The following is a 19,531-nucleotide window of genomic DNA, read 5'->3' on the forward strand; positions in this document are numbered from 1 at the left end:
TACCCAGCTTCGACACGATTGAAATGGGACACAGCCATGAACCTCTCTCGGCTCGGAATTCTGCTGATCACGACCGCTTTCCTTCCCGTGCCTGCCGCCTTGGCGCAGGACGCCGAAGGCGCCACTTTCCTCGGGACGATCCGCATCGGCTCGCCGGAAGCGCAGGCGCTTTTGGGCAATGACGAGATCTCGGAAGAAGAGATCGAACAGCGCAATCCGCAATCCATCCGCGACGTGTTCGACGGGGAAACCTCGGTCACCACCAGCGGCGGGGCGGCGATTGCCAACAAGGTGTTCGTCAACGGTGTCGAGGAAAGCCTGCTGTCGGTCACCATCGACGGCGCGCGGCAGAACAAGTCGGCGTTTCACCATACCGGCAACGTGCTGATTGACCCTGCGCTGCTGAAATCTGTCGAGGTCAGCAAGGGGCTGGCGCCGGCGGATGCGGGACCGAACGCGTTGGCCGGGTCTCTGGCCTACGAGACCCAGGACGCCGCCGACCTGCTGCAGGACGGCGACAATTTCGGCGGCATGACCACGCTGACCTTCGGCACGAACGAGGACCGGATCCGCGCCGGGCTGACGGTGTTCGGGCGCAGCGGCGGGTTCGAATACCTGCTGAGCGGCACGCGGTCGGACAGTGGCAGCTACGAGGATGGCAGCGGCGTGACCGTTCCCGGCTCGGAGGCGGATCTGACCAGCTACCTTGGCAAATTCGCCTATACTTCACCCACGGGTCACCGGCTGGAATTCGCGGCGTCCCAGACCGAGGACACGGGCCTGCGGGCCGGGCAGGCGGGGCCGGGCGGCATCATCTTCATCCGGCCGGACTTTGCCGGCGTCACCGGACGACCCAGCGTGCTGGTGCCGGCCCTGTCAAAGCGCACGTCCTACACACTGACCTACACCAAGGACAGCGCCACGGACTGGTTCGATCCGTTCTTCCAGCTGAGCTATAACGAACAGGAGATCGACGCCTCGGGTGTCTTCGGCAAAAACGAAAGCTTCAGCGGGACGTTCAAGAACCGCTTTGCCATCGCCGGCGGGGACCTGTCGGTGGGTGTCGATTTCTTCGACGAGTCCGCCTCGGGATTCGGCCGTGGTCCGGGTCCGTTCGGCAGTTCCGGGCGCGAGGATCACTGGAACATCGGGATATTCGCGCAGGCGCGGCAGGATGTCGGCGAGCGCGTGTCGGTGTCGTATGGTGCGCGCTATGACTGGCAGGAGTTCAAGGCCGCCAGCGGCCAGACCTTCAAGGATGACGGGTTCAGCGCCAACGGGTCGGTCGATTACAAGATCACCGATTCGCTGACCCTGAACGCGGGCTACGCCCATAGCTGGGGCGGGTACGAGCTGGGCGAGGCGGCGCTGATCAATTTCGGGGCGCCGTGGACCTATGCCGGGTTCACCACCTCGCGCTCGGATGCGGGCCGGATCGGTCTGCGCTACGAGCGGGGTCCGTGGCAGCTGAGCGGTGCGTATTTCGAGACCTATGTGAACGACATCAACGCCGTGCTGCCCTCCGGCGGAGACCGGGGCGCGATTGCCGACCTGTCCTCGAAGGGGTGGGAAGCGTCGGTCGGGTACAGCCGGGCCAACGGGTTCATCCGGGTCAACTATACCGATGCGGATGTCGACCTGAACAGCACGACGATCGGCTCGACCGCCTATTACCTTGGCCGCCCGGTCGGCAAGGCGATCGCGCTGGAAGGCGCGGTCGATGTCACCGACGAGTGGACCTTCGGCGGCACGGCAGAGATTGCATTCAAGAACCGCGACACGCCGGTGCCGCTGTCGGGCTACGAGGTCGCCAACCTTTACGCGACCTACACGCCAAGCAAATTCGACCGGTTGCAGATGCGGCTGGACGTGCGCAATATCTTTGACGCGACCTACACGAGCCGCTCGTCCGACGGGGTCGGGCTGGGTAACGTGATCGCGTTGACGGAGCCGGGGCGCTCGGTCAGCCTGACGGCAAACCTGACCTTCTGAAGCGTCTCGAAAGGACCTGAATTTCCGTGTTTCGGAAAAGACGGTTTCGTGAGGCAGACAGCCCCGAGTTTCTGTAAAAGAAAGCCACCGCCGCGCGCGGTGGCTATCCCGGCGAGTATCAAGAACGCCAATTCTTCCCTAGGCACCGGCTTGAGTATTGCGCATCGGGCCGGCGTTATTGTCAGTCCGCCAAAGGTTCAGGTCGCCGATGCGCCTCACGAGGCCCAGAATGCGGCTATGTGGAGCTTGGTGCCCGGAACACCCATGGTCTTTGCGGCACTGCGCAGACGGCGTGCATCCTTCTTTTCACCGGCGAACCAGATCGCCGACGTCGGATGTCCCGGCAAGGCTTCGAGAGCAGCGTCAGCGATACCCTCACCCGTCCGGCGCGAGAGCCAGCGGACCGAAACGCCCTCATGCGCCGGGATCGGATAGGCGGTTTCGGCCCCGTCTGCGGTTTCAAGGATCATCTCGGCGGTGGCCCCTGCGTGCAGTCCTTCGATCAGTCGTGCAACGGCAGGAAACCCTGTCTCGTCCGAGGCAATCAGAAGGCTCTGCGCATCGACCAACCCGCCGCCGCCAGGGCCCACAATGCCGACACGGCTGCGCCGCATGTCTCCGGCGTGTAATTCCTCGCACCACTCTGTCACGCGCCCACCGTCATGACGGAACACGTCCATAAACAGAACATTCGACGCCCGATCCAGGCTGCGCACGGTGTAAACCGGAATATGTGGCGCGCCGGGACCTTTGGGCCATCGCGTCGAACCGTTGGGTGATACCGCGGGCCAGTCCGGTGTCATGCCCCTTGGCGGCAGAACCAGCCTGAAATGGATCGACTCGTCGCCGAATATGGAGACGTCTTCCACCTTCAAGGTTACGCGCAGAAAGGTGTCACCCAGCCGCGCGACCCGCGTGACCTGTCCGAATTGAAAGTTCGGGGGAAAGCCACCGATTTCGGCACTGTCGGACCAGCGCATGGCCTCGGCCAAATCGGGCAAGACTGTACGCAGATGTTCGACCATGGCGTTTTTCATCATGAAAAGGTTCCGGGAGTCGGACGCGGCGACCATGCCAGCCACCGGCGTGTCGACGCCTTCGCGCAGCCCAATCAGGCCATAGCCCGTTTCCACCGTCACCTGCCCCGGTTCGTCTTCCTGCAGGGTCAGCCCGTGCTCATCGACTTCGAGCAAAAGCATCTTGCGGATCGAGTCGAAGGCCACGCCCGGCAAATCTGCGCGGGCTTCCTCTCTGTAGTGTTTGCGCGTCATGTCTGAACCTCCGCAGCATCGACCCTTCGTCCGGATGCGGCCCACAGGATCAGCGGAACCGTCGATACGGACACCACGCTGGCGATGCAGAAAAAGATGCCGTAGCCCAACCATTCCGCGATCACGCCCGCAACCAGTCCGGCCAGCATGCTCATGGCGGCGTCCATGCACTGCAAAAGCGTGAAGTCGACGCCGCCTTGCCGGGGGTCGGACCACCTCATGAATTGCGCGTATAGCGCCACGAAGCCAAGCGCCATAACGGCGCTACTGGTGACCATGGCAAAGGGCGCCACCTGCGCCGGCGCTACCAGCCCGGTGCCAGCGGCGACCGAGACGAGCGCCAGCAGTGACGCCTGCGCCAGAACCGCCGACACCAAAACTCGGCGGCTGCCAAAGCGGCGGACCACGGCTCCCCCTGTCAGAGCGCCCAAAAGTCCCAGCGATACGCTGCCAAGCCCGGACAGAAGGCCCAGTTCCCCGAGGCTGTAGCCCGCGTCGATAAAGAAGGGACCGAAAAGCCCCATCGCTGTCTTCTGGGCAACCACGTATAGTGCTGCAATCACCAACCCACGGCGAAGGTCGGGCCGGATCAGCGCGGACCGCAGGCTAGGCACATGCGCCCGTGTCACCGGCTTCGCCGCGCGGCGTGCCAGGAATACGAAGGGCAGGCAGATCACCGCGATCACGCCCGCCATGCTCCAGGTTCCCACGGCCCAGCCGGCGCGATCCACCAGGATCAGGAAAGCCCCGCCGCCAATGGCCGAACCGATATACGCGCCGCCCACTTGCGCCGCGTTCCCCCAGCCGTAACGGGTCTGCGACAGGGCGGCCACGGCGTAGCCGTCCACCGCGATGTCGACCGTCGCCGTGGCGGTGGCGGCCACCAGCAGAACGCCCAGCACGGCCAGCACCGGCACCGGCCCGATCGCACCGACCAGCGCCAGCATGGCGACGACAACCGCGATACCGGCCACCACCAGCTCCGCCGAGCGGTCCCTGCCCACCGCGGGCAATCGCAGCCGCTCGAAGGCCGGCGCCCACAGGAACTTCAGCGCCCAGGGCAGCACGATCAGCGAGACGAGCCCGATATGGTCCAGCGGCAATCCCTGGTCCCGCAGCACGCCGGGCAGCCCGCTCCAGGTCAGCCCACCCAGCACGCTTTGCGCCACGTAGATCCCGCCGATCGCCCCGACGATCCTGCGTTGCCCTGCCGCCATTCCCTAGAACCGGCGCTGCACGGCGAAGGTCGCGGTCCGCCCCTGGTGACGATAGCAATTACCGGCGCTGCACGTCTGTCCGTCCTCGTCGAAGACGTTGCGAACATTGGCCTGCACTTCCAGGCCTTCATAGCCCTGCTTGGCGAAGTCATAGGTCATGGCCAGATCGACGAAGACCCGATCGCGGTTCTTGTAGGTGTTCTGGTCGTCGCCGTAGCTTTCGCCGACATAACGCAGGCCACCGCCAATACCGAAGCCTTCCATCATACCGTTTTGCGGCTCATAGAATGCCCAGAGCGCGGCCTGGTGCTTGGGAGTTCCCGACAACTGGTTGCCGACCGTGCCGGTGGTCCCGGCTTCGATCTCGACATCGAGATAGGTGTAGCTTCCGGTCATCCTCAGCCCGTTGCCCAGGTTGAACTTCCCTTCCAACTCGAGCCCCTGAGAACGCAGGTCATAGGGCACCTGGACCTGGTTCAACCCGCCGAAGACGGCGCTGTTGACCGGCTGAAAGACGACACCGTCCTCCTGCTGGATGTCGAAGATCGACGCGGTAACCAGGCTGTCGGTTCCGGGCAGTTCATACTTGAAGCCAAGCTCGGTCTGCACCGCCTCTGTCGGTGCGGCAGGCGCGTCGCTGGCAGGGTCGGTCGGGTCGGAATAGGTCACGCCCGTGTTGGGCACGAACGTGCTGGAGAAATTGGCAAAGGGCGTCATTCCGTTCGCCATGGCGTAAGAGATGCCGATGCGGCCGGTAAGGGCGTCATCCGTCGTTCTCGTGCCTGCCCGCGTGGCATCAAAGCTGGTCGTTTCGACAAAATCGTACCGGCCGCTGACGAAAACGTTGAGCGCGCCATTGGTGATCTGGTCGTGGACATAAATGCCTGTCTGCTCGATGTCCTGCCCTTGGCTGTAGGGAGCTGGAGTGGCTTCGACAGCGGCGGCCGACGCGAAACCGAATGTGGAGAACGCATCGAATTCGGACCTCGTGTAGTCCAGTCCTGCAACGAACTGATGCGTCAGGGCCCCGGTTTCCAACTCCGCCTCGATGGTGTTGTCGACGCTGAAATTCGACTGGTTCTCGAGGTACTTTCCCCAACCGCGCCCGATGGCGCCGCCACCGAAATCGTACAGCCCGCTATAGCGCAATTCGCTGTCCACCTCGGAATAGCGCATCTTCTGGCGCAGGGTCACTGTGTCGGTCAGTTCATGTGCGATTTCGTAACCGATGCGATACTGCTCGTTGTCGAACGTGTTGTAGGCCGGATCGCCGTTATAGGTCTCCGACGCCACACCCGGTGCCGGATTGAAATAGGCCGCGGTCGCCCCGACGGTCGAATCCGAGTATTCCGTCAAAAGCGTGATGCGCGTGCGCTCCGTCAGATCATAGGTCAGCGACGGCGCAATCAGAATCTTGTCGTCCTTGTACCCCGGCAGGGGCGTGTCGGCGTCCCGCACAAGACCGGTCAGCCGGTATAGGAGCCGCCCATCCTCGTCCACCGGACCGGTAAAGTCGAACGCCAGTTCCGCCCGGTTGTCGGTGCCCGTCGTGAAGCGCAACTCGTTGAACGGCTCCGCCTTCGGGCGCTTGGACACCACGTTCACCAGACCGCCCGGACCGCTGACACCATATAGCGAGGAGGACGGCCCCTTCAGGATGGCAATGCCTTCCAGCGTGTAGGGATCGTTGACGTACCATGCCGATGGCCCGTTGACCTGCCGCAGCCCGTCCCGGAAGAACCCGTTGTTGAACGCCGGGAAGCCGCGCAGGTAAAACGCGTCATACCGGCTGTCGAACCCGAAGGTGCTGGTGGTCGTCCCTGCCGAGAATTCCAGCGCCTCCAGAAGCTGGCGGGGCTTGCGGTCCTCTATCTCGTCCTGCGTGACCGTTCCGATCGACTGCGGAATATTCGCGATCCGGCTCTCCAGCTTGGTCGCCTGCCGCCCGGATTGCGCGACATATCCATTCTGCTGCAGCGTTTCGTCGCTCTCGGATTCCAGTTCGATCGTTCCGAGCTGATACGGGGACCCGCCCTGCGCATAGGCCGAAAGGCTCGTTGTCAGTAAGGCGATTGCGGTCAGGCTGAGATACTTCATACCGTCCTTGATTTGTCTGAGGTTTTCGTGGTCGCACGCCACGTAGAGAGGACGCGGGCCGAAGAGTCAAACTATTTTTGTCAGGTATTTGGCCCGCTGCTTGCAATAGCCGATCCACGGCCGAAAGCCGAGCCTTCAGCAGTTTGAAGCCCTCAGATCAGCGTGCAGAAAGCGTCTAAGTATTCGTTGAAGCGGCGCGGAGAAAACCGATTGCCGACCCCACGACATATCGTTGCGGAGCTCCGAGTTGTTTCCGTCCTTCGCTATTTCAACGCTTTCGCCTCGCTTGACGCGTCAAGGGCCGGGCCCGCGCCGATCGTATCCAGATACAGATCCAACATCTCGGTTGCCGCGTCGTTTGCCGGCGAGAAACCGTCGCGCGAACCGTCCGCGACACTCACCACAACAGCCCACTCGGACGCGTTTCGGCACGCCAGGAACCTTCGGGGCATGGTGCCTGCCGGTTGCACCGAAATGAGGCGGCAAAGTCCTTGTTGAGTCTCGTAGCTGCCAAGCGCCCGCGCCGGGCCAACGCCGCCAACATCCCGGGTCTGCCCTGTCGGCACGTCCGACAGTGCCGCGGCTACATCTTCAAGTGGTGCCGCACCGGACTGAGCAAACCGTTCCTGCAAGGTCCACCCGACTCCGACACCGATAACCAGCGAGGCCGCAAGTGCCAGAGGCCACGCGCGGCGGTGGCGCAAGGGGACGACTGCGGACACGGGCCGATCCTGCGTCTGACCGTCGTCGGTAGGAGTCTCACGAACAGTTTCGACAAGGTGCTCGGGAACGGCCCCTTGGGCGAAGGCCGCGCGCAGGCTCGTGGCGGTCTCGGCAAACAAGGCGTAGCGCGCCGCGAGATCTGGATCCTGTTCGATCCTTTGGCTCAGATCTTCGGCCGTTGCGCCATCAAGTTCGCCGTCGGCAAGGGCCATCAGCATCTCGTCACTTACCTCTACCTTATCTGGCGTGCTCATCGCGCTTCTCCTTTCTTGGGTGCGGTTTCGGGCTGCATGCCCAAGTCCGAAGCAAGCGTGGCGCGGGCGCGTGCCAGCCGGCTCATGACCGTCCCGACGGGAATATCCAGCGCGTCCGCGGCCTCGCGGTAGCGTAGCCCTTCCACGCAGACCAACATCAACACCTCTCGTTGTTCCTGAGGCAGGGCGTCCATCGCCCCACGCACGCGCGCCAATTCCAGCCGCGCCTCGGTGACCCGGCGACCGTCTGTGCCCACCAATTGCCGTGCCCCGTCCGCCTGGTCGATCTCGACCACATCGCGCGTGGCGCGATACTGGTCGATCCAGGCGTTGCGCATGATCCGGAAAAGCCAGCTGTCCAGCCGGGTGCCTTTGGTGAAGCCCGAAAGATTGCGCAAACCTTTCTCGACCGTCACCTGCACGAGATCGTCCGCCTGATCCCAACTCGGCGCGAGGGACCGCGCGAAAGCCCGCAGCCTGGGAAGCAGGTCGATGATTTGCTGTCTGACATCGTCAGTCATGCGGCGGGGTCCTGTGGGCGTGTGCGGTTGCAGGCCGTATTACATTGGTAAAACGGACCATGGCGGGATTTATTCCGTCCCGGCGACCAAAAAAGCTATAGTCACGCTGGAATAAACAGTCTGTGCTGTACGTTATCCCTTTTGTGCTGCCACCGAGCCGTTGAACAGGAGCTTTTAGCCGATGACTGACGACGACCGCCCCGACCTGGCCCGCCGCCGCCTGCTGAAACGCATCGGGCTTGCCGGCGCCACGGCCTATACCGCACCTGCGTTGACGCATCTTGGCATGGCGCATGCCTCCGGCGGATCGGGCGGCGGGAGCGGCGCAGGCAGTGGTGGAAGCGGCGGCAGGGAATCCTGGCGACCGGCCCGACGCCAGACACGGCCAAGGCCAAACCGGCCGCGTGCGGCTCAACCCCGGCAGGCTCCGCCCCCGCCGCCGGAAATCCTGCTGCTCTTGCCGGCAGGTACGAGCGTAGCCCCTGCGATCGACGCGGGCTACGAAGTGCGCGCCACGGCCTCGAATGATCTGCTCGATGGCAGGTTGTATCGGCTGGATCTACCGGCCGGACGTTCCATCGAAGACGGGCTGGCCGACCTGGCCGGCTTGCTTCCCGGGGCCCTGATGGACGAAAACCACTTCTACACGCCGGACGCCTTTTTGTGTGACTCCGAGGGGTGCGATGCGCATGAAATGATCGGCTGGTCCGGTTGGCCCAGCATCTATGCCCCCCGGCTGGGAATGATCGATACCGGCATCAACCAGGATCACCCGGCGCTCAGCGGCCAGAAGCTTACGATCCACCAAGCCGACCTGGGCCCACGGGCAGAGGCCGGGCGCAAGCATGGCACGGCGATTGCCGCCATGCTGATCGGCCGGTTGGACTATCGCGTGCCGGGGCTGCTGCCCAACGCCGAGCTGGTTGCGGTCGAAGCATTCCACCGCGGGCATCTCGGCGAACAGGCTGATGCATTTTCCCTCGCATCAGCGATGGATCTTCTGATGGCGGCCGATGTCGATGTTATCAACATGAGCTTCTCCGGCCCGTACAACCCGATCCTCGAGGAAATGATCATTCGGGCAACCGAACGCGAAACAGCGGTGGTTGCCGCCGCCGGCAACGGCGGTCCGGGCGCCGAGCCCGCTTACCCGGCTGCCTTTGATGCAGTCATCGCCGTGACGGCGATCGACCGAGAAGAGGGCATTTACCGTCAGGCCAACCAAGGTCCCTATATCAATTTCGCGGCGCCGGGCGTGCGGGTCTGGGCGGCCGCGTCAGTATCAGGCGGGCGGCTCAAGTCCGGGACCTCCTATGCCGCGCCTTTCGTCACCGCCTCGCTTGCGGTGCAACGCGTACGCGCACCATCGGTCCCGCTGGATCAGACGGTCGCGGAAATGGTGCGGTGCGCCAAGGATCTTGGTGCTCCGGGCCGTGACAGCGTGTTCGGCGATGGGTTGGTCGCAGCCCCCGGGCAATGTTTCGCCGGTGACACCGAGTTTTTGCCGGTCTCCGGGGAATAAAACCCGGTGCCTTCCGTTTTCCTTGTATGGCCGCAGCGAGTGGCCGACTGAAAACGCAAAGGAGAGAAACCATGGCAGATCAAGAGAACGCCAATATTTCGCGCCGGCGGATGCTCACACGCCTTGGGCTGGCCACGGGTGCAGCCTACGTCGCCCCCGTGATGATGCATCTCAGCGCCGCGCATGCCTCCGGCGGCGGCAGTGGTGGTGGTGCCGGTGGATCTGGTGGCGGCAGGGGCGGCTCCGGTGGGTCCGGTGGCGGCTTTGGCGGCGGATCTCGGGGCTCCGGTGGATTTGGTGGAAGCCGCGGCAGCCGGGGCAGCCGTGGATCGGGACCGTCCGGCGGGCGTCGTTCGGGCCGGGGCACAGGTTTCGGCCGGGCAGTACGCGGAGCTCTGCGCGATCTCGGTCTTTAGACCCCGATGGGCGGACGCTACGACAAGCAGGCAAGAACTGGGGCGCGCGGCGTGTGCGCCCCAGACTCATTCGTGTCACGCATAATGTTCCCCGCGGCGTCTCATGTCGTTGAGTTGCCGGAATGCCCATTCATGCGCGATGACATCTGCAGTGTCATGCCGGATTGGGAGGTCGTCTCTGCAGCCGATACAAAAACAGCCACCACGGTCCTGCGCCGCGACGAAGACGGCACGTTCCAGTTCCAGTCATGGTGGTCCGACACACCGTTGACAAAGCTTGGTCGTGCCGGCGCGACCTGCGGCGCCGTTGCCGATATACTGCAAGGTTATCTTGACTCGCGGCCGGGTGTTTTCGGCTTTCACTGCGGGGCCGTTCAGGTAAACGGTCATCTTTTGGCCTTCACCGGCCCCTACCGGGCCGGAAAGACAACTCTTGTCTCCAGGCTCGGGACCGAGCCGGATTGCGCGCTTTTCTGCGACGACATCCTGCCGATCGATGGCGACGGCGTTGCCACGGCGCTTGGTGTGCAGCCGCGGCTTCGCCTGCCGTTGCCGAACGGGCTGAGCGGCGCTTTCAAAAGCTATGTCGCCGCCAACCTGACTGTCAGCGACAATCGCTACGGGTTCCTTGATCTTTCGAACCAGGCGTCTCTTGGCACCCGCGCACCATTGGCCGCAATGATCGTGCTGTGTCGACAAGAGGGCGCGCGTGCCCGATTTCACGAACTTTCGACCGAGGATGCAGCCGGGTTTCTGATCCGTCAGAACATTGCCGACCCCGGAGATGCCGTATCGCACTACGATCGCGTCGCTGCGATGGCGGAGGACCTTGTCTGTCTCACACTCGTTTATTCCGACCTGGAGGATGCTGTATCCCTGATCAGAGAGGCGTTCGGAGCAGCCGACATCCCGCGTTTGAAAGCGCCGTTGGGGCCGGCTTTGCCGCTGAGAGATCCTGATGCCGATGCCCCTCCGGCAGACCTGTCGCTGCGCCTTGTACGAGCTTCTGATGTGGTGACCCGGCAGATCGGCGAGGATACGTTTCTGTGGCAGATGGCGGATCGAAACTTCTTCAGGCTCAATGCCATCGGGGGCGCGATCTGGATGCTTCTCGAACAGCAACAGACCGGCAATTGCATCGTGCGCGCGCTCCACGATGCCTTTCCGGCAACATCGGAGCAAAAGATACGACGGGATGTCGCCATGCTGCTTGGCCAATTGATCCAGAGGGGTTTGGCGGCGATGTGCCCAGGCGCTTCTCCTGATGAGATGTGATTGCGGATGGAGAAGCAGCATGGCGCGACGACTGCAATCACCACCGGCCGCATTCGAGCCTCGGCGGGCGCACAAAGCGGGAGTATCACCAACGGCCGGAAGAGGACCAAACCCTGATCAAAGCCAACTTTTGGACTCGGACACCAAGGGGGTGTGGTCACACCCGCTGCACAAAAAAAGCCGCCCAGAGGGGCGGCTTTCGCGTTTCAACTCGGTGGCCGACCTTACATCTCGCACTCTTCGACGTAGACGTTGGAGTGATCCTCCAGCGCAGTGCCGATGATCTTGTTGGTGTAGATGTCGCCTTCCTTGATCACCTCGCGGACATAGATGTCCTGTACGGGGTGGTTGTTGGACGAAAACTCGAAATCGCCCCGGGTCGAGGCGAAATCGGCCTCTTTCAGCGCGGCGCGGAAGGCGTCGGCGTCGGTCACGTCAGCTTTCGACATCGCGGACAAAAGCAGGTTCGCGGTGTCATAGCCTTGCGATGCGTAGAGCGAGGGCAGGCGGCCGTATTCTTCCCGGAAGGCGGCGACGAACTCTTGGTTCGCCTCGTTGTCGAGGTCCTTGTTCCACTGGCTGGTGTTCTTGACGCCCATCGCCGCGTCGCCCACGGCCTGCAGGATGCCCTGATCAAAGCTGAAGGCAGGACCAACCACGGGCAGGTCCACGCCGCTGTCGGCATATTGCTTGAGGAACGAGATACCCATCCCGCCCGGCAGGAAGAAGAACACGCTGTCGGCGCCCGAGGCGCGGATCTGGGCGATCTCGGCGGCATAGTCGGTCTGGCCCAGCTGGGTAAAGACCTCGCCGGCCAGCTCGCCCTCGTAGATGCGCTTGTATCCGGTCAGCGCGTCCTGACCCGCGGGATAGTTGGGCGCGAGGATGAAGCTGTTCTGGAACCCGGCAGAGTTGGCATAGCCGCCCGCGGCCTCGTGCAGGTTGTCGTTCTGCCACGCGACGTTGAAATAGTTGGGGTTGCAGCCCTTGCCGGCCAGCGCCGAGGGGCCAGCGTTCGGCGACAGGTAGAACTTGCCTTGCGCCACCGCGGCGGGCACCACGGCCATGGCGAGGTTCGACCAGATGATGCCGGTCAGAACGTCGACCTTTTCGGACTGGATCATCTTGTCGGCCAGTTGCACGGCGATATCGGGCTTGCGCTGGTCATCCTCGACCACGACCTCGATATCGGAATTGCCGGACATCTTGACCGCCAGCAGAAAGCCGTCGCGCACGTCGATGCCAAGGCCCGCACCGCCGCCCGAAAGCGTGGTGATCATGCCCACCTTCACGCCCTCGGCATGGGCCATCGCGCCAAGCGCGGTCATGGCCGTCGCGGCCAGGATGGATTTCAGTTTCATGGTTTCCTCTCCCTTGGAAGTGTCAGAACGCCTTGAACGTCAGCGTCGTCTCGGTGCGTTCGATATTGTCGATTGTCGCGAGGTTCTCGTTGATGAATTTGCCCACGTCTTCGCCGTCGGGGACATACAGCTTCAAGAGCAGGTCAAACGGCCCGGAGGTGGAATAAAGCTCGGAATGGATTTCGCGCAGGGCGATGTCCTCGGCCACCTGGTAGGAGGTGCCGGGGCGGCAGCGGATATTCACGAAAAGTGGGCGCATGTGATGGGTCTCCCGATCGGCTGGGGCCTATTTAGAGCGGTTTTCGGTGCGGATGAAAATGGCGAATTTCGTGCGCCGTTTCGGATCACTCCGGCACATGTCGCGCGCGCGCGCCGCGCTCGATGGCCGCCGCGTGCAGACGGTCAATGTTCAGCTGGTACCGGATCTCGCCCAGAAAGCGCAGTTCCGTCTCGTCCAGCAGGCCATCGGAGGCGGCCACGTCACAGGCAAGCGCATAGGCGGTCTCGAAGAGGCGCTCGGGCAGGTTGTCGGTGACGAGGCCGAAAAGCGCGTCCAGCCCGTCCTCTTCGGCAAAGAGGTCGAACACCATCTGCGACACGGTCTTCATCCGGTCGGCATCGTAGGTGGCAAAGATCGGCAGGTTGTCGATGGCGCTTTCGATCTTGACCAGTTCGGCGGTGCGGATCTCTTCATCCGAGGCCGACACGGCGATCATGACCGCCACGAGGCAGTCCTGCGGGGTGAGCGGGTGAGAATCCTGGTCGGTCATGCGCTGTCCTTAAAGGGGTTTGTTGCGGCGCAGATTATTGACTGTCCGGGGGCGGAGCAATAGGAACCGAGGCGGCCCGCCATTCGTGCGGGCCTTAACCTCTGGAGACCGACATGTCCGAACTGCGCGACGCCGCGATGAGTGCGAAAGCCTGGCCCTTTGAAGAAGCGCGCCGGCTGCTCAAACGGTATGAAAAGGCGCCGCCCGAGAAGGGATATGTTCTGTTCGAGACCGGCTATGGCCCCAGCGGCCTGCCGCATATCGGGACCTTCGGCGAGGTTCTGCGCACGACGATGATCCGCCATGCGTTTCAGCAGATCAGCGATATCCCGACACGGCTGTTCTGCTTTTCCGACGACCTCGACGGTATGCGCAAGGTGCCGGGCAACGTGCCCAACCAGGAGATGCTGCAAGAGCACCTGCAAAAGCCGCTGACCAGCGTGCCGGACCCGTTTGGCGAGTTCGAGAGCTTCGGGCACCACAACAACGCCATGCTGCGCCGGTTCCTCGATACCTTCGGGTTCGAGTACGAGTTCTATTCCGCCACCGATTTCTACAAGTCCGGCCAGTTCGACACGACGCTGCTGCGCGCGGCCGAGCGGTATGACGACATCATGAAGGTCATGCTGAAATCCCTGCGCGAGGAGCGGCAGCAGACCTATTCGATCTTCCTGCCGCTGCACCCCGAGACGGGGCGTGTCCTGTACGTGCCGATGAAGAACGTGGATGCCGCCAAGGGCGAAATCACGTTCGATGATGAGGATGGCCGCGAGTGGACCCTGCCGGTGACCGGCGGCAACGTGAAGCTGCAATGGAAGCCTGATTTCGGCGCGCGCTGGGCCGCGCTGGGCGTGGATTTCGAGATGTACGGCAAGGACCATTCCACCAACACGCCGATCTACGACAAGATCTGCGAGATCCTGGGCACGCCCGCGCCGGAGCATTTCACCTATGAGCTGTTCCTCGACGACAAGGGGCAGAAGATCTCCAAGTCGTCGGGCAACGGGATCAGCATCGACGAATGGCTGAGCTATGCCAGCAGCGAGAGCCTGTCCTATTTCATGTACCAGAAACCGAAGACCGCCAAGCGGCTGTTCTTTGACGTGATCCCGCGCGCGGTGGACGAGTATCACCAGCAATTGCGCGCCTATCCGGGGCAGGATGCGGCGGGCAAGCTGAACAATCCGGTGCATCACATCCACAATGGCGACGTGCCGGAAAGCCGGATGGTGGTGTCGTTTGCCATGCTTCTGAACCTCGCTTCGGTCGCTTCGGCGCAGGACAAGGAAACGCTCTGGGGCTTCATCAACCGCTATGCACCCGATGCCAGCCCCGCCACGCATCCCGACCTCGATGCCGCGGCAGGCTCGGCGGTGAAGTACTACGAGGATTTCGTCGCACCGACAAAGACCTATCGCGCACCCACGAACCTGGAGCGCGAGGCGCTGACCGACCTGCGCGACCAGCTGGCCGCCTATGACGGCCCGGTCGAGGACGAGGCCCTGCAATCCATCGTCTATGCCGTGGGGCGTGACCGGTTCGATCCGCTGCGCGACTGGTTCAAGGCGATCTACGAGACGCTGCTGGGCGCAAGCCAGGGGCCGCGGTTCGGCGGGTTCATCGCACTCTACGGTGTTGACGAAACCGTGGCGTTGATCGACCGTGCGTTGGCGGGCGAGCTGGCTTGATCCACGTCAAGGCTGGCCGTTCGCGGCCCGCTAGACTGGGCAAAAGACAGGGAGCAGGACCATGATCAGATCAATCACCCTCGTTGCGTGCCTCTTGGCCGGGGCGGCGACCGCGCAGGACTCGATGCCCGAACCGGACGAGGGCCGCGAGATTTTCGAGGAGAACTGCGCCGTCTGTCACGGTAGCCGTGGCATGGGCAACGGGCCGTGGGCCGGTTCTTACAACCCGGCCCCTGCCGATCTGACGGCGCTGAGGGAGGACGGCGTGTTTTCCCGCACACGGGTCCTGTCGGTGATCGACGGCTATGACCGCACCGGCCTGCCGGGGCACGAGATGCCGGAGTTCGGCCTGTTGCTGCAGGGCGACACGGTGCCGGTGGACGTGGGCGACGGGGTGATGACGCCGACGCCGCGCCCGCTGGCGGCGCTCTTGATCTATATCGAGAGCATTCAGGACTAGACCCGGCAGATCCCGTTCAGCTCGACCCCGTCCCACGGCAGCACGACCTTGTCGGGGATGGTCAGCTTGCCCAGCGGGAACGCGCCTTCGAGCAATGATTTCAACCGCTTGGTGCGCGGCGCCCTGGGGTCCAGCGTGGCGCAGCAGACATATTCCTCGACGATGGACGCCTGCTGTTCATAGCCGAAGTCGAGGAACCGCGTCTGCGTGTCGATGTCGAAAAGGTAGGGATCGTCGCTGACCTGATGCTCGCGCACGGCCTTGAGCGGGCTATAGCCCGTCTGGCGGCGGTTCTGCCATTGCCAGACATGGGTCATCTCGTGGGCAAAGAGCATCGCCTCGACCAGGTAGAACCGTTCGTCATAGTCGGGCAGGTAATCCTTCAGGTACCAGTCTTTCGAATAGAAAACCTTGCTGAACAGCACGAAGGCGGCGGGGCTGACGGTGACCTCCTTGGTCTCCTCGGCCTGGGGCGGAAAGATCCGCTCGCGACAGGCAAGGCGGGGGCGTTTCTTGCGGGTATAGGTGGTCTTGCCGATCAGGGCGCCCTCGACCAGCCGGATACGGCCCGTGTCGATGGAGGACCCGTGGATCTGCTTGGTGAAGGCTTTCTCGGTGTCCGTCAGGGGACGGCCACAGGAGATCAGGACGGCGAGAGAGAGCAGGAAAAGCCAGCGCATGTCCGGCAGGTTAACGGGGGATGAATGGACCGGATAGAGGGAATGTTAACCACGGCCCGAATCGCGCCCGTTCGTCTTGGTTAACAAGGGGATTGGGGGCAATTTGGAACGTCGGTATCGCGTCGGTATCCGAGTGGTATTGCGACGGTGCGGGTTTCGGGATTTGCCGGGGTTAACGGGGCGTGCGGTGGTTTTGGTGGCGGGGAGGTCCCGGATCAAGTCCGGGACGGGCGGTTTGGGGTGGAGAGGCCGCGCGATGGCCAGACCGCGGGGTGGCGATCCGAGGGGTGTTCAGGGCACTTTATGGTTGCGGTGTCCGCAGAACCTCTGATCGGAGTGCCTGCGTCAGCCAATCGCCAGCCCGGGGGGCGGTCTGGCGATCGCGCGGCGGCGCAGCAGGCTGCGCCTTGATTCCGCGCGCCTTGGTGGGCTCTGTTAGTGACCCGAGTGCATCATAGCTTCGCTATGCGTCATTATTGGCGTCATTTTGAATCCGCTCACTGGGCGAATGAGTTTCTTCCTCTTTGAGCCAATAAGAAGATTGAGGATGTCTCGTTTCGAAATGCTTCATTCTTAGCCTGTGCAAAAAAACCCATCTGATAAGGCCTATTTGCTTTGTCGTTTTGAATGGAATGAACGCTGACAAAAGGTACATCGTTGAAGTCGCAGTGAGCACGATTGAAGCTATCGCGAGGCTCTTATGCAGGGGTACGCTATCAACTGCTCGGACGATCGAAAGAGAATAAGTGCTAGCGTAATACTGGCCTGCCGCTACCGGCAACAGCCCCGCGCAGATGAGCACGAGATATATCAACGAACGAATTGAAAAAGCAGTTCCAGAAGGCTTCAGAAAGCTGTCGTGATACGGGGGCGCCATAAAGTCTTCTATCTCAACGTCTTCGAGAAAAACGAGCATCTCATAGTCTTTTTTGTATCGACCAAAATAGGATTTAAAGGCATCAGAAAACGCAATGAATTGAAAAACGGTTATCAGCGAAAATGTAAAGCCTACCCAAATTAAAGCAGACACAAACAACAAATAAACCGACGGGATAGAGAAAGAGAAAAACGACGTAGTTACAGTAAGCTGACCGGTTTCGATAGAAAAAATCAAAGCCACTGCTGCAACTACAAACCAACCAGCAGTCTTCGCACACTTCATATTGGAAACCGCTGACTGCTTTTTAAGTTTTGCGTACGCTTCAACAGGATCTTGATCACGTTCGCCAAATAACTGCAGCGCTTTCTTGAAGCGATGTTTGTAGAAGGTAATCGAAGAAATTCGTGGTGCCGTCTTACCTTTCCTCAAACATCCAACTCCTCCACGAACCGCGCGTTCTCCTGGATGTACTGGAACCGCAGTTCGGGCTTCTTGCCCATCAGGCGCTCCACCAGGTCTCCGGTCTCGCCCGGTTCGTCCTCGTCGATGGTCACGCGGATCAGCTTGCGCGTCGCGGGGTCCATCGTGGTTTCTTTCAGGTCCTTGGCGTCCATCTCGCCCAGGCCCTTGAAGCGGCTGACGTCGATCTTGCCCTTGCCGCCAAGGCCCTTTTCCAGCCACAGGTCGCGCTCGGCCTCGTCGAGGCAGTAGGTCCGCTTGGTGCCCTGGGTCAGGCGATAGAGCGGCGGGCAGGCGAGGTAGAGGTGGCCCGCGTCGATCATGGGCCGCATCTGGGTGAAGAAGAACGTCATCAGGAGCGAGGCGATATGGGCGCCGTCCACGTCCGCGTCCGTCATGATGATGATCTTGTCATAGCGCAGGTCGTCGATGTTGAACCGCGATCCCAGCCCCACGCCAAGTGCCTGCGTCAGGTCGTTGATCTCGGCGTTCGAGCCCAGTTTCGAGCTGGCCGCGCCCAGCACGTTCAGGATCTTGCCGCGCAGGGGCAGCAGGGCCTGGGTCTTGCGGTCCCGGCCCATTTTCGCCGACCCGCCGGCGGAATCGCCCTCGACAATGAACAATTCGGTGCCGTCGCGGGTTGACGACGAGCAATCCACCAATTTGCCGGGGAGGCGAAGTTTTTTCGTGGCGGATTTGCGTTGTGTCTCCTTCTCGGCGCGCCTGCGCAGGCGTTCCTCGGCCCGCAGGACGAGGAAGTCGAGGATGGCCCCCGCCGACTTGGTGTCGGCCGCCAGCCAGTTGTCGAAATGGTCGCGGACGGCGTTTTCCACCAGACGCTGCGCCTCGGTCGTGGCGAGGCGGTCCTTGGTCTGGCCGACGAATTCCGGCTCGCGGATGAAGCACGAGACCAGCGCGCAGCCGCCGGTCATCAGGTCGTCGCGGGTGATGTTGGCGGCCTTCTTGTTGTTGACCAGCTCGCCATAGGCCTTGATGCCCTTGACGATCGCGGCCCAGAAGCCGGCGACGTGCGTGCCGCCCTCGGGCGTGGGGACGGTGTTACAGTAGCTTTGCAGGAAGCCGTCGCGGCTGGGCGTCCAGTTGATCGCCCACTCCACCTTGCCCGGCGTGCCGAAGCGTTCCTGGAAATCGACGGTGCCGGCAAAGGGATTCTCGGCATAGGTCGAGGCTGTGCCCATCGTCTCGCGCAAGTAATCGGCCAGACCGCCGGGGAAGTGGAACGTGGCCTCCTGCGGGGTGTCGCCGTCGGCAATGGCGGATTTCCAGCGGATCTCGACCCCCGAAAAGAGGTAGGCCTTGGAGCGGATCGAGCTGAAGAGCCGGGCGGGCTTGAAGCGATGCGAGCCGAAGATCTCCTCGTCGGCGTGGAAGGTGACGGTGGTGCCGCGGCGGTTGGGGGCGGCGCCGACCTCCTGCACCGGGCCGAGCGGCTTGCCGCGGGAGAAGCGCTGTTCGTGGAGTTTGCGGTCGCGGGCCACCTGGACGACCATCGAATCCGACAGTGCGTTCACGACCGAGGCGCCCACGCCGTGCAGGCCGCCCGATGTCTGGTAGGCCTTGCCCGAGAACTTGCCGCCCGCGTGCAGGGTGCAGAGGATCACCTCGAGCGCGGATTTGCCGGGGAACTTTGGATGTTCGTCCACCGGCATGCCGCGGCCGTTGTCGCGGATGGTGATGGAATAATCCTCGTGCAGCTCGACCTCGATCCGGTTGGCATGGCCGGCCACGGCCTCGTCCATGGAGTTGTCGAGGATCTCGGCCACCAGGTGATGCAGCGCCCGTTCATCCGTGCCGCCGATATACATGCCGGGGCGTTTGCGGACAGGCTCCAGCCCCTCCAGCACCTCGATCGAGGAGGCGTCGTAATCGCCGGAGTCAGTCGGTGAGAGAAGGTCGTCGGCCATGTGCGCTGCTCTTTGTTTTA

General features: G+C 62.6%; 17 protein-coding genes and 1 pseudogene. 7 read left to right on the top strand and 11 right to left on the bottom strand.

Annotated elements, in window-relative coordinates:
• The first annotated feature begins 36 nt into the window (after positions 1-36).
• Positions 37-1,992 (top strand): TonB-dependent receptor domain-containing protein, encoded by a 1,956-nt coding sequence (locus tag PVV74_RS15285; RefSeq protein WP_274593804.1) that lies wholly within the window; start codon positions 37-39, stop codon positions 1,990-1,992.
• Between the two features lie 215 nt (positions 1,993-2,207).
• On the opposite strand, the gene PVV74_RS15290 is transcribed toward PVV74_RS15285, so the two are convergent.
• From PVV74_RS15290 to PVV74_RS15310, 5 genes are all read right to left on the bottom strand, one after another.
• Positions 2,208-3,263 (bottom strand): siderophore-interacting protein, encoded by a 1,056-nt coding sequence (locus tag PVV74_RS15290; RefSeq protein WP_274593805.1) that lies wholly within the window; start codon positions 3,261-3,263, stop codon positions 2,208-2,210.
• Positions 3,260-4,480, bottom strand: a complete 1,221-nt coding sequence (locus PVV74_RS15295; protein WP_274593806.1) for an MFS transporter — start codon at positions 4,478-4,480, stop codon at positions 3,260-3,262. The genes PVV74_RS15290 and PVV74_RS15295 overlap by 4 nt, the downstream gene beginning before the upstream one ends.
• Before the next feature lie 3 nt (positions 4,481-4,483).
• The gene (locus PVV74_RS15300; RefSeq protein ID WP_274593807.1) at positions 4,484-6,577 is read right to left on the bottom strand and encodes a TonB-dependent siderophore receptor; all 2,094 of its coding nucleotides are present in this window, start codon (positions 6,575-6,577) and stop codon (positions 4,484-4,486) included.
• 263 nt (positions 6,578-6,840) lie between these two features.
• Positions 6,841-7,554 carry an anti-sigma factor family protein gene (locus PVV74_RS15305; RefSeq protein ID WP_274593808.1) on the bottom strand — a complete coding sequence of 238 codons (714 nt, stop codon included), beginning with the start codon at positions 7,552-7,554 and terminating at the stop codon, positions 6,841-6,843.
• Positions 7,551-8,075: an RNA polymerase sigma factor gene (locus tag PVV74_RS15310; RefSeq protein ID WP_103763807.1), complete on the bottom strand. Its 525-nt coding sequence runs from the start codon at positions 8,073-8,075 to the stop codon at positions 7,551-7,553. The genes PVV74_RS15305 and PVV74_RS15310 overlap by 4 nt, the downstream gene beginning before the upstream one ends.
• A gap of 181 nt (positions 8,076-8,256) precedes the next feature.
• Between PVV74_RS15310 and PVV74_RS15315 the strand changes: the two genes are divergently transcribed.
• The 4 genes and pseudogenes from PVV74_RS15315 to PVV74_RS15330 form a co-directional block, all read left to right on the top strand.
• Positions 8,257-9,597, top strand: coding sequence for a S8 family serine peptidase (locus tag PVV74_RS15315; RefSeq protein WP_274593809.1), 1,341 nt, complete (start codon positions 8,257-8,259; stop codon positions 9,595-9,597).
• Between the two features lie 71 nt (positions 9,598-9,668).
• The gene (locus PVV74_RS15320; RefSeq protein WP_274593810.1) at positions 9,669-10,013 is read left to right on the top strand and encodes a hypothetical protein; all 345 of its coding nucleotides are present in this window, start codon (positions 9,669-9,671) and stop codon (positions 10,011-10,013) included.
• A 132-nt stretch (positions 10,014-10,145) separates the two neighbouring features.
• Positions 10,146-11,288, top strand: coding sequence for a PqqD family protein (locus tag PVV74_RS15325; protein WP_274593811.1), 1,143 nt, complete (start codon positions 10,146-10,148; stop codon positions 11,286-11,288).
• Positions 11,289-11,302: 14 nt separating this feature from the next.
• Positions 11,303-11,416, top strand: a pseudogene (locus tag PVV74_RS15330) (IS3 family transposase); the annotation flags it as partial.
• A 96-nt stretch (positions 11,417-11,512) separates the two neighbouring features.
• Here PVV74_RS15330 and PVV74_RS15335 read toward each other — a convergent pair.
• The 3 genes from PVV74_RS15335 to PVV74_RS15345 all read right to left on the bottom strand — a co-directional run bounded on the left by PVV74_RS15335 (position 11,513) and on the right by PVV74_RS15345 (position 13,419).
• Positions 11,513-12,649 carry an ABC transporter substrate-binding protein gene (locus PVV74_RS15335; protein ID WP_274593812.1) on the bottom strand — a complete coding sequence of 379 codons (1,137 nt, stop codon included), beginning with the start codon at positions 12,647-12,649 and terminating at the stop codon, positions 11,513-11,515.
• Between the two features lie 22 nt (positions 12,650-12,671).
• Entirely contained in the window at positions 12,672-12,908 is a 237-nt protein-coding gene (locus PVV74_RS15340; RefSeq protein WP_103763804.1) for an Lrp/AsnC ligand binding domain-containing protein, read from the bottom strand.
• A gap of 85 nt (positions 12,909-12,993) precedes the next feature.
• On the bottom strand, positions 12,994-13,419 hold the full coding sequence (locus PVV74_RS15345) for a tellurite resistance TerB family protein (protein ID WP_103763803.1): 426 nt from the start codon (positions 13,417-13,419) through the stop codon (positions 12,994-12,996).
• Positions 13,420-13,532: 113 nt separating this feature from the next.
• Here PVV74_RS15345 and PVV74_RS15350 point away from each other — a divergent pair, with 113 nt between their 5' ends.
• Together PVV74_RS15350 and PVV74_RS15355 are read left to right on the top strand one after the other, a co-directional pair.
• Complete coding sequence (locus PVV74_RS15350; protein WP_274593813.1) at positions 13,533-15,107, top strand: lysine--tRNA ligase; 1,575 nt, start codon at positions 13,533-13,535, stop codon at positions 15,105-15,107.
• Between the two features lie 61 nt (positions 15,108-15,168).
• The gene (locus tag PVV74_RS15355; RefSeq protein ID WP_274593814.1) at positions 15,169-15,567 is read left to right on the top strand and encodes a c-type cytochrome; all 399 of its coding nucleotides are present in this window, start codon (positions 15,169-15,171) and stop codon (positions 15,565-15,567) included.
• Here the strand turns inward: PVV74_RS15355 and PVV74_RS15360 are convergent.
• The 3 genes from PVV74_RS15360 to parE all read right to left on the bottom strand — a co-directional run bounded on the left by PVV74_RS15360 (position 15,564) and on the right by parE (position 19,511).
• On the bottom strand, positions 15,564-16,247 hold the full coding sequence (locus PVV74_RS15360) for a hypothetical protein (protein ID WP_274593815.1): 684 nt from the start codon (positions 16,245-16,247) through the stop codon (positions 15,564-15,566). The two genes, PVV74_RS15355 and PVV74_RS15360, sit on opposite strands and share 4 nt — an antisense overlap.
• Before the next feature lie 463 nt (positions 16,248-16,710).
• Entirely contained in the window at positions 16,711-17,556 is an 846-nt protein-coding gene (locus tag PVV74_RS15365) for a hypothetical protein (protein ID WP_274593816.1), read from the bottom strand.
• Positions 17,553-19,511, bottom strand: coding sequence for a DNA topoisomerase IV subunit B (parE, locus tag PVV74_RS15370; protein WP_274593817.1), 1,959 nt, complete (start codon positions 19,509-19,511; stop codon positions 17,553-17,555). Before parE ends, PVV74_RS15365 begins: the two co-directional genes overlap by 4 nt.
• Positions 19,512-19,531 lie beyond the last annotated feature (20 nt).

Source organism: Roseovarius sp. SK2 (genome assembly GCF_028807495.1).
Taxonomy (GTDB): Bacteria; Pseudomonadota; Alphaproteobacteria; order Rhodobacterales; family Rhodobacteraceae; genus Roseovarius; species Roseovarius confluentis.

Coding starts and splice junctions, on each gene's coding strand:
- PVV74_RS15285 (WP_274593804.1), top strand. CDS start 37: ATGAACCTCTCTCGGCTCGGAATTCTGCTGATCACGACCGCTTTCCTT.
- PVV74_RS15290 (WP_274593805.1), bottom strand. CDS start 3,263: ATGACGCGCAAACACTACAGAGAGGAAGCCCGCGCAGATTTGCCGGGC.
- PVV74_RS15295 (WP_274593806.1), bottom strand. CDS start 4,480: ATGGCGGCAGGGCAACGCAGGATCGTCGGGGCGATCGGCGGGATCTAC.
- PVV74_RS15300 (WP_274593807.1), bottom strand. CDS start 6,577: ATGAAGTATCTCAGCCTGACCGCAATCGCCTTACTGACAACGAGCCTT.
- PVV74_RS15305 (WP_274593808.1), bottom strand. CDS start 7,554: ATGAGCACGCCAGATAAGGTAGAGGTAAGTGACGAGATGCTGATGGCC.
- PVV74_RS15310 (WP_103763807.1), bottom strand. CDS start 8,075: ATGACTGACGATGTCAGACAGCAAATCATCGACCTGCTTCCCAGGCTG.
- PVV74_RS15315 (WP_274593809.1), top strand. CDS start 8,257: ATGACTGACGACGACCGCCCCGACCTGGCCCGCCGCCGCCTGCTGAAA.
- PVV74_RS15320 (WP_274593810.1), top strand. CDS start 9,669: ATGGCAGATCAAGAGAACGCCAATATTTCGCGCCGGCGGATGCTCACA.
- PVV74_RS15325 (WP_274593811.1), top strand. CDS start 10,146: ATGCGCGATGACATCTGCAGTGTCATGCCGGATTGGGAGGTCGTCTCT.
- PVV74_RS15335 (WP_274593812.1), bottom strand. CDS start 12,649: ATGAAACTGAAATCCATCCTGGCCGCGACGGCCATGACCGCGCTTGGC.
- PVV74_RS15340 (WP_103763804.1), bottom strand. CDS start 12,908: ATGCGCCCACTTTTCGTGAATATCCGCTGCCGCCCCGGCACCTCCTAC.
- PVV74_RS15345 (WP_103763803.1), bottom strand. CDS start 13,419: ATGACCGACCAGGATTCTCACCCGCTCACCCCGCAGGACTGCCTCGTG.
- PVV74_RS15350 (WP_274593813.1), top strand. CDS start 13,533: ATGTCCGAACTGCGCGACGCCGCGATGAGTGCGAAAGCCTGGCCCTTT.
- PVV74_RS15355 (WP_274593814.1), top strand. CDS start 15,169: ATGATCAGATCAATCACCCTCGTTGCGTGCCTCTTGGCCGGGGCGGCG.
- PVV74_RS15360 (WP_274593815.1), bottom strand. CDS start 16,247: ATGCGCTGGCTTTTCCTGCTCTCTCTCGCCGTCCTGATCTCCTGTGGC.
- parE (WP_274593817.1), bottom strand. CDS start 19,511: ATGGCCGACGACCTTCTCTCACCGACTGACTCCGGCGATTACGACGCC.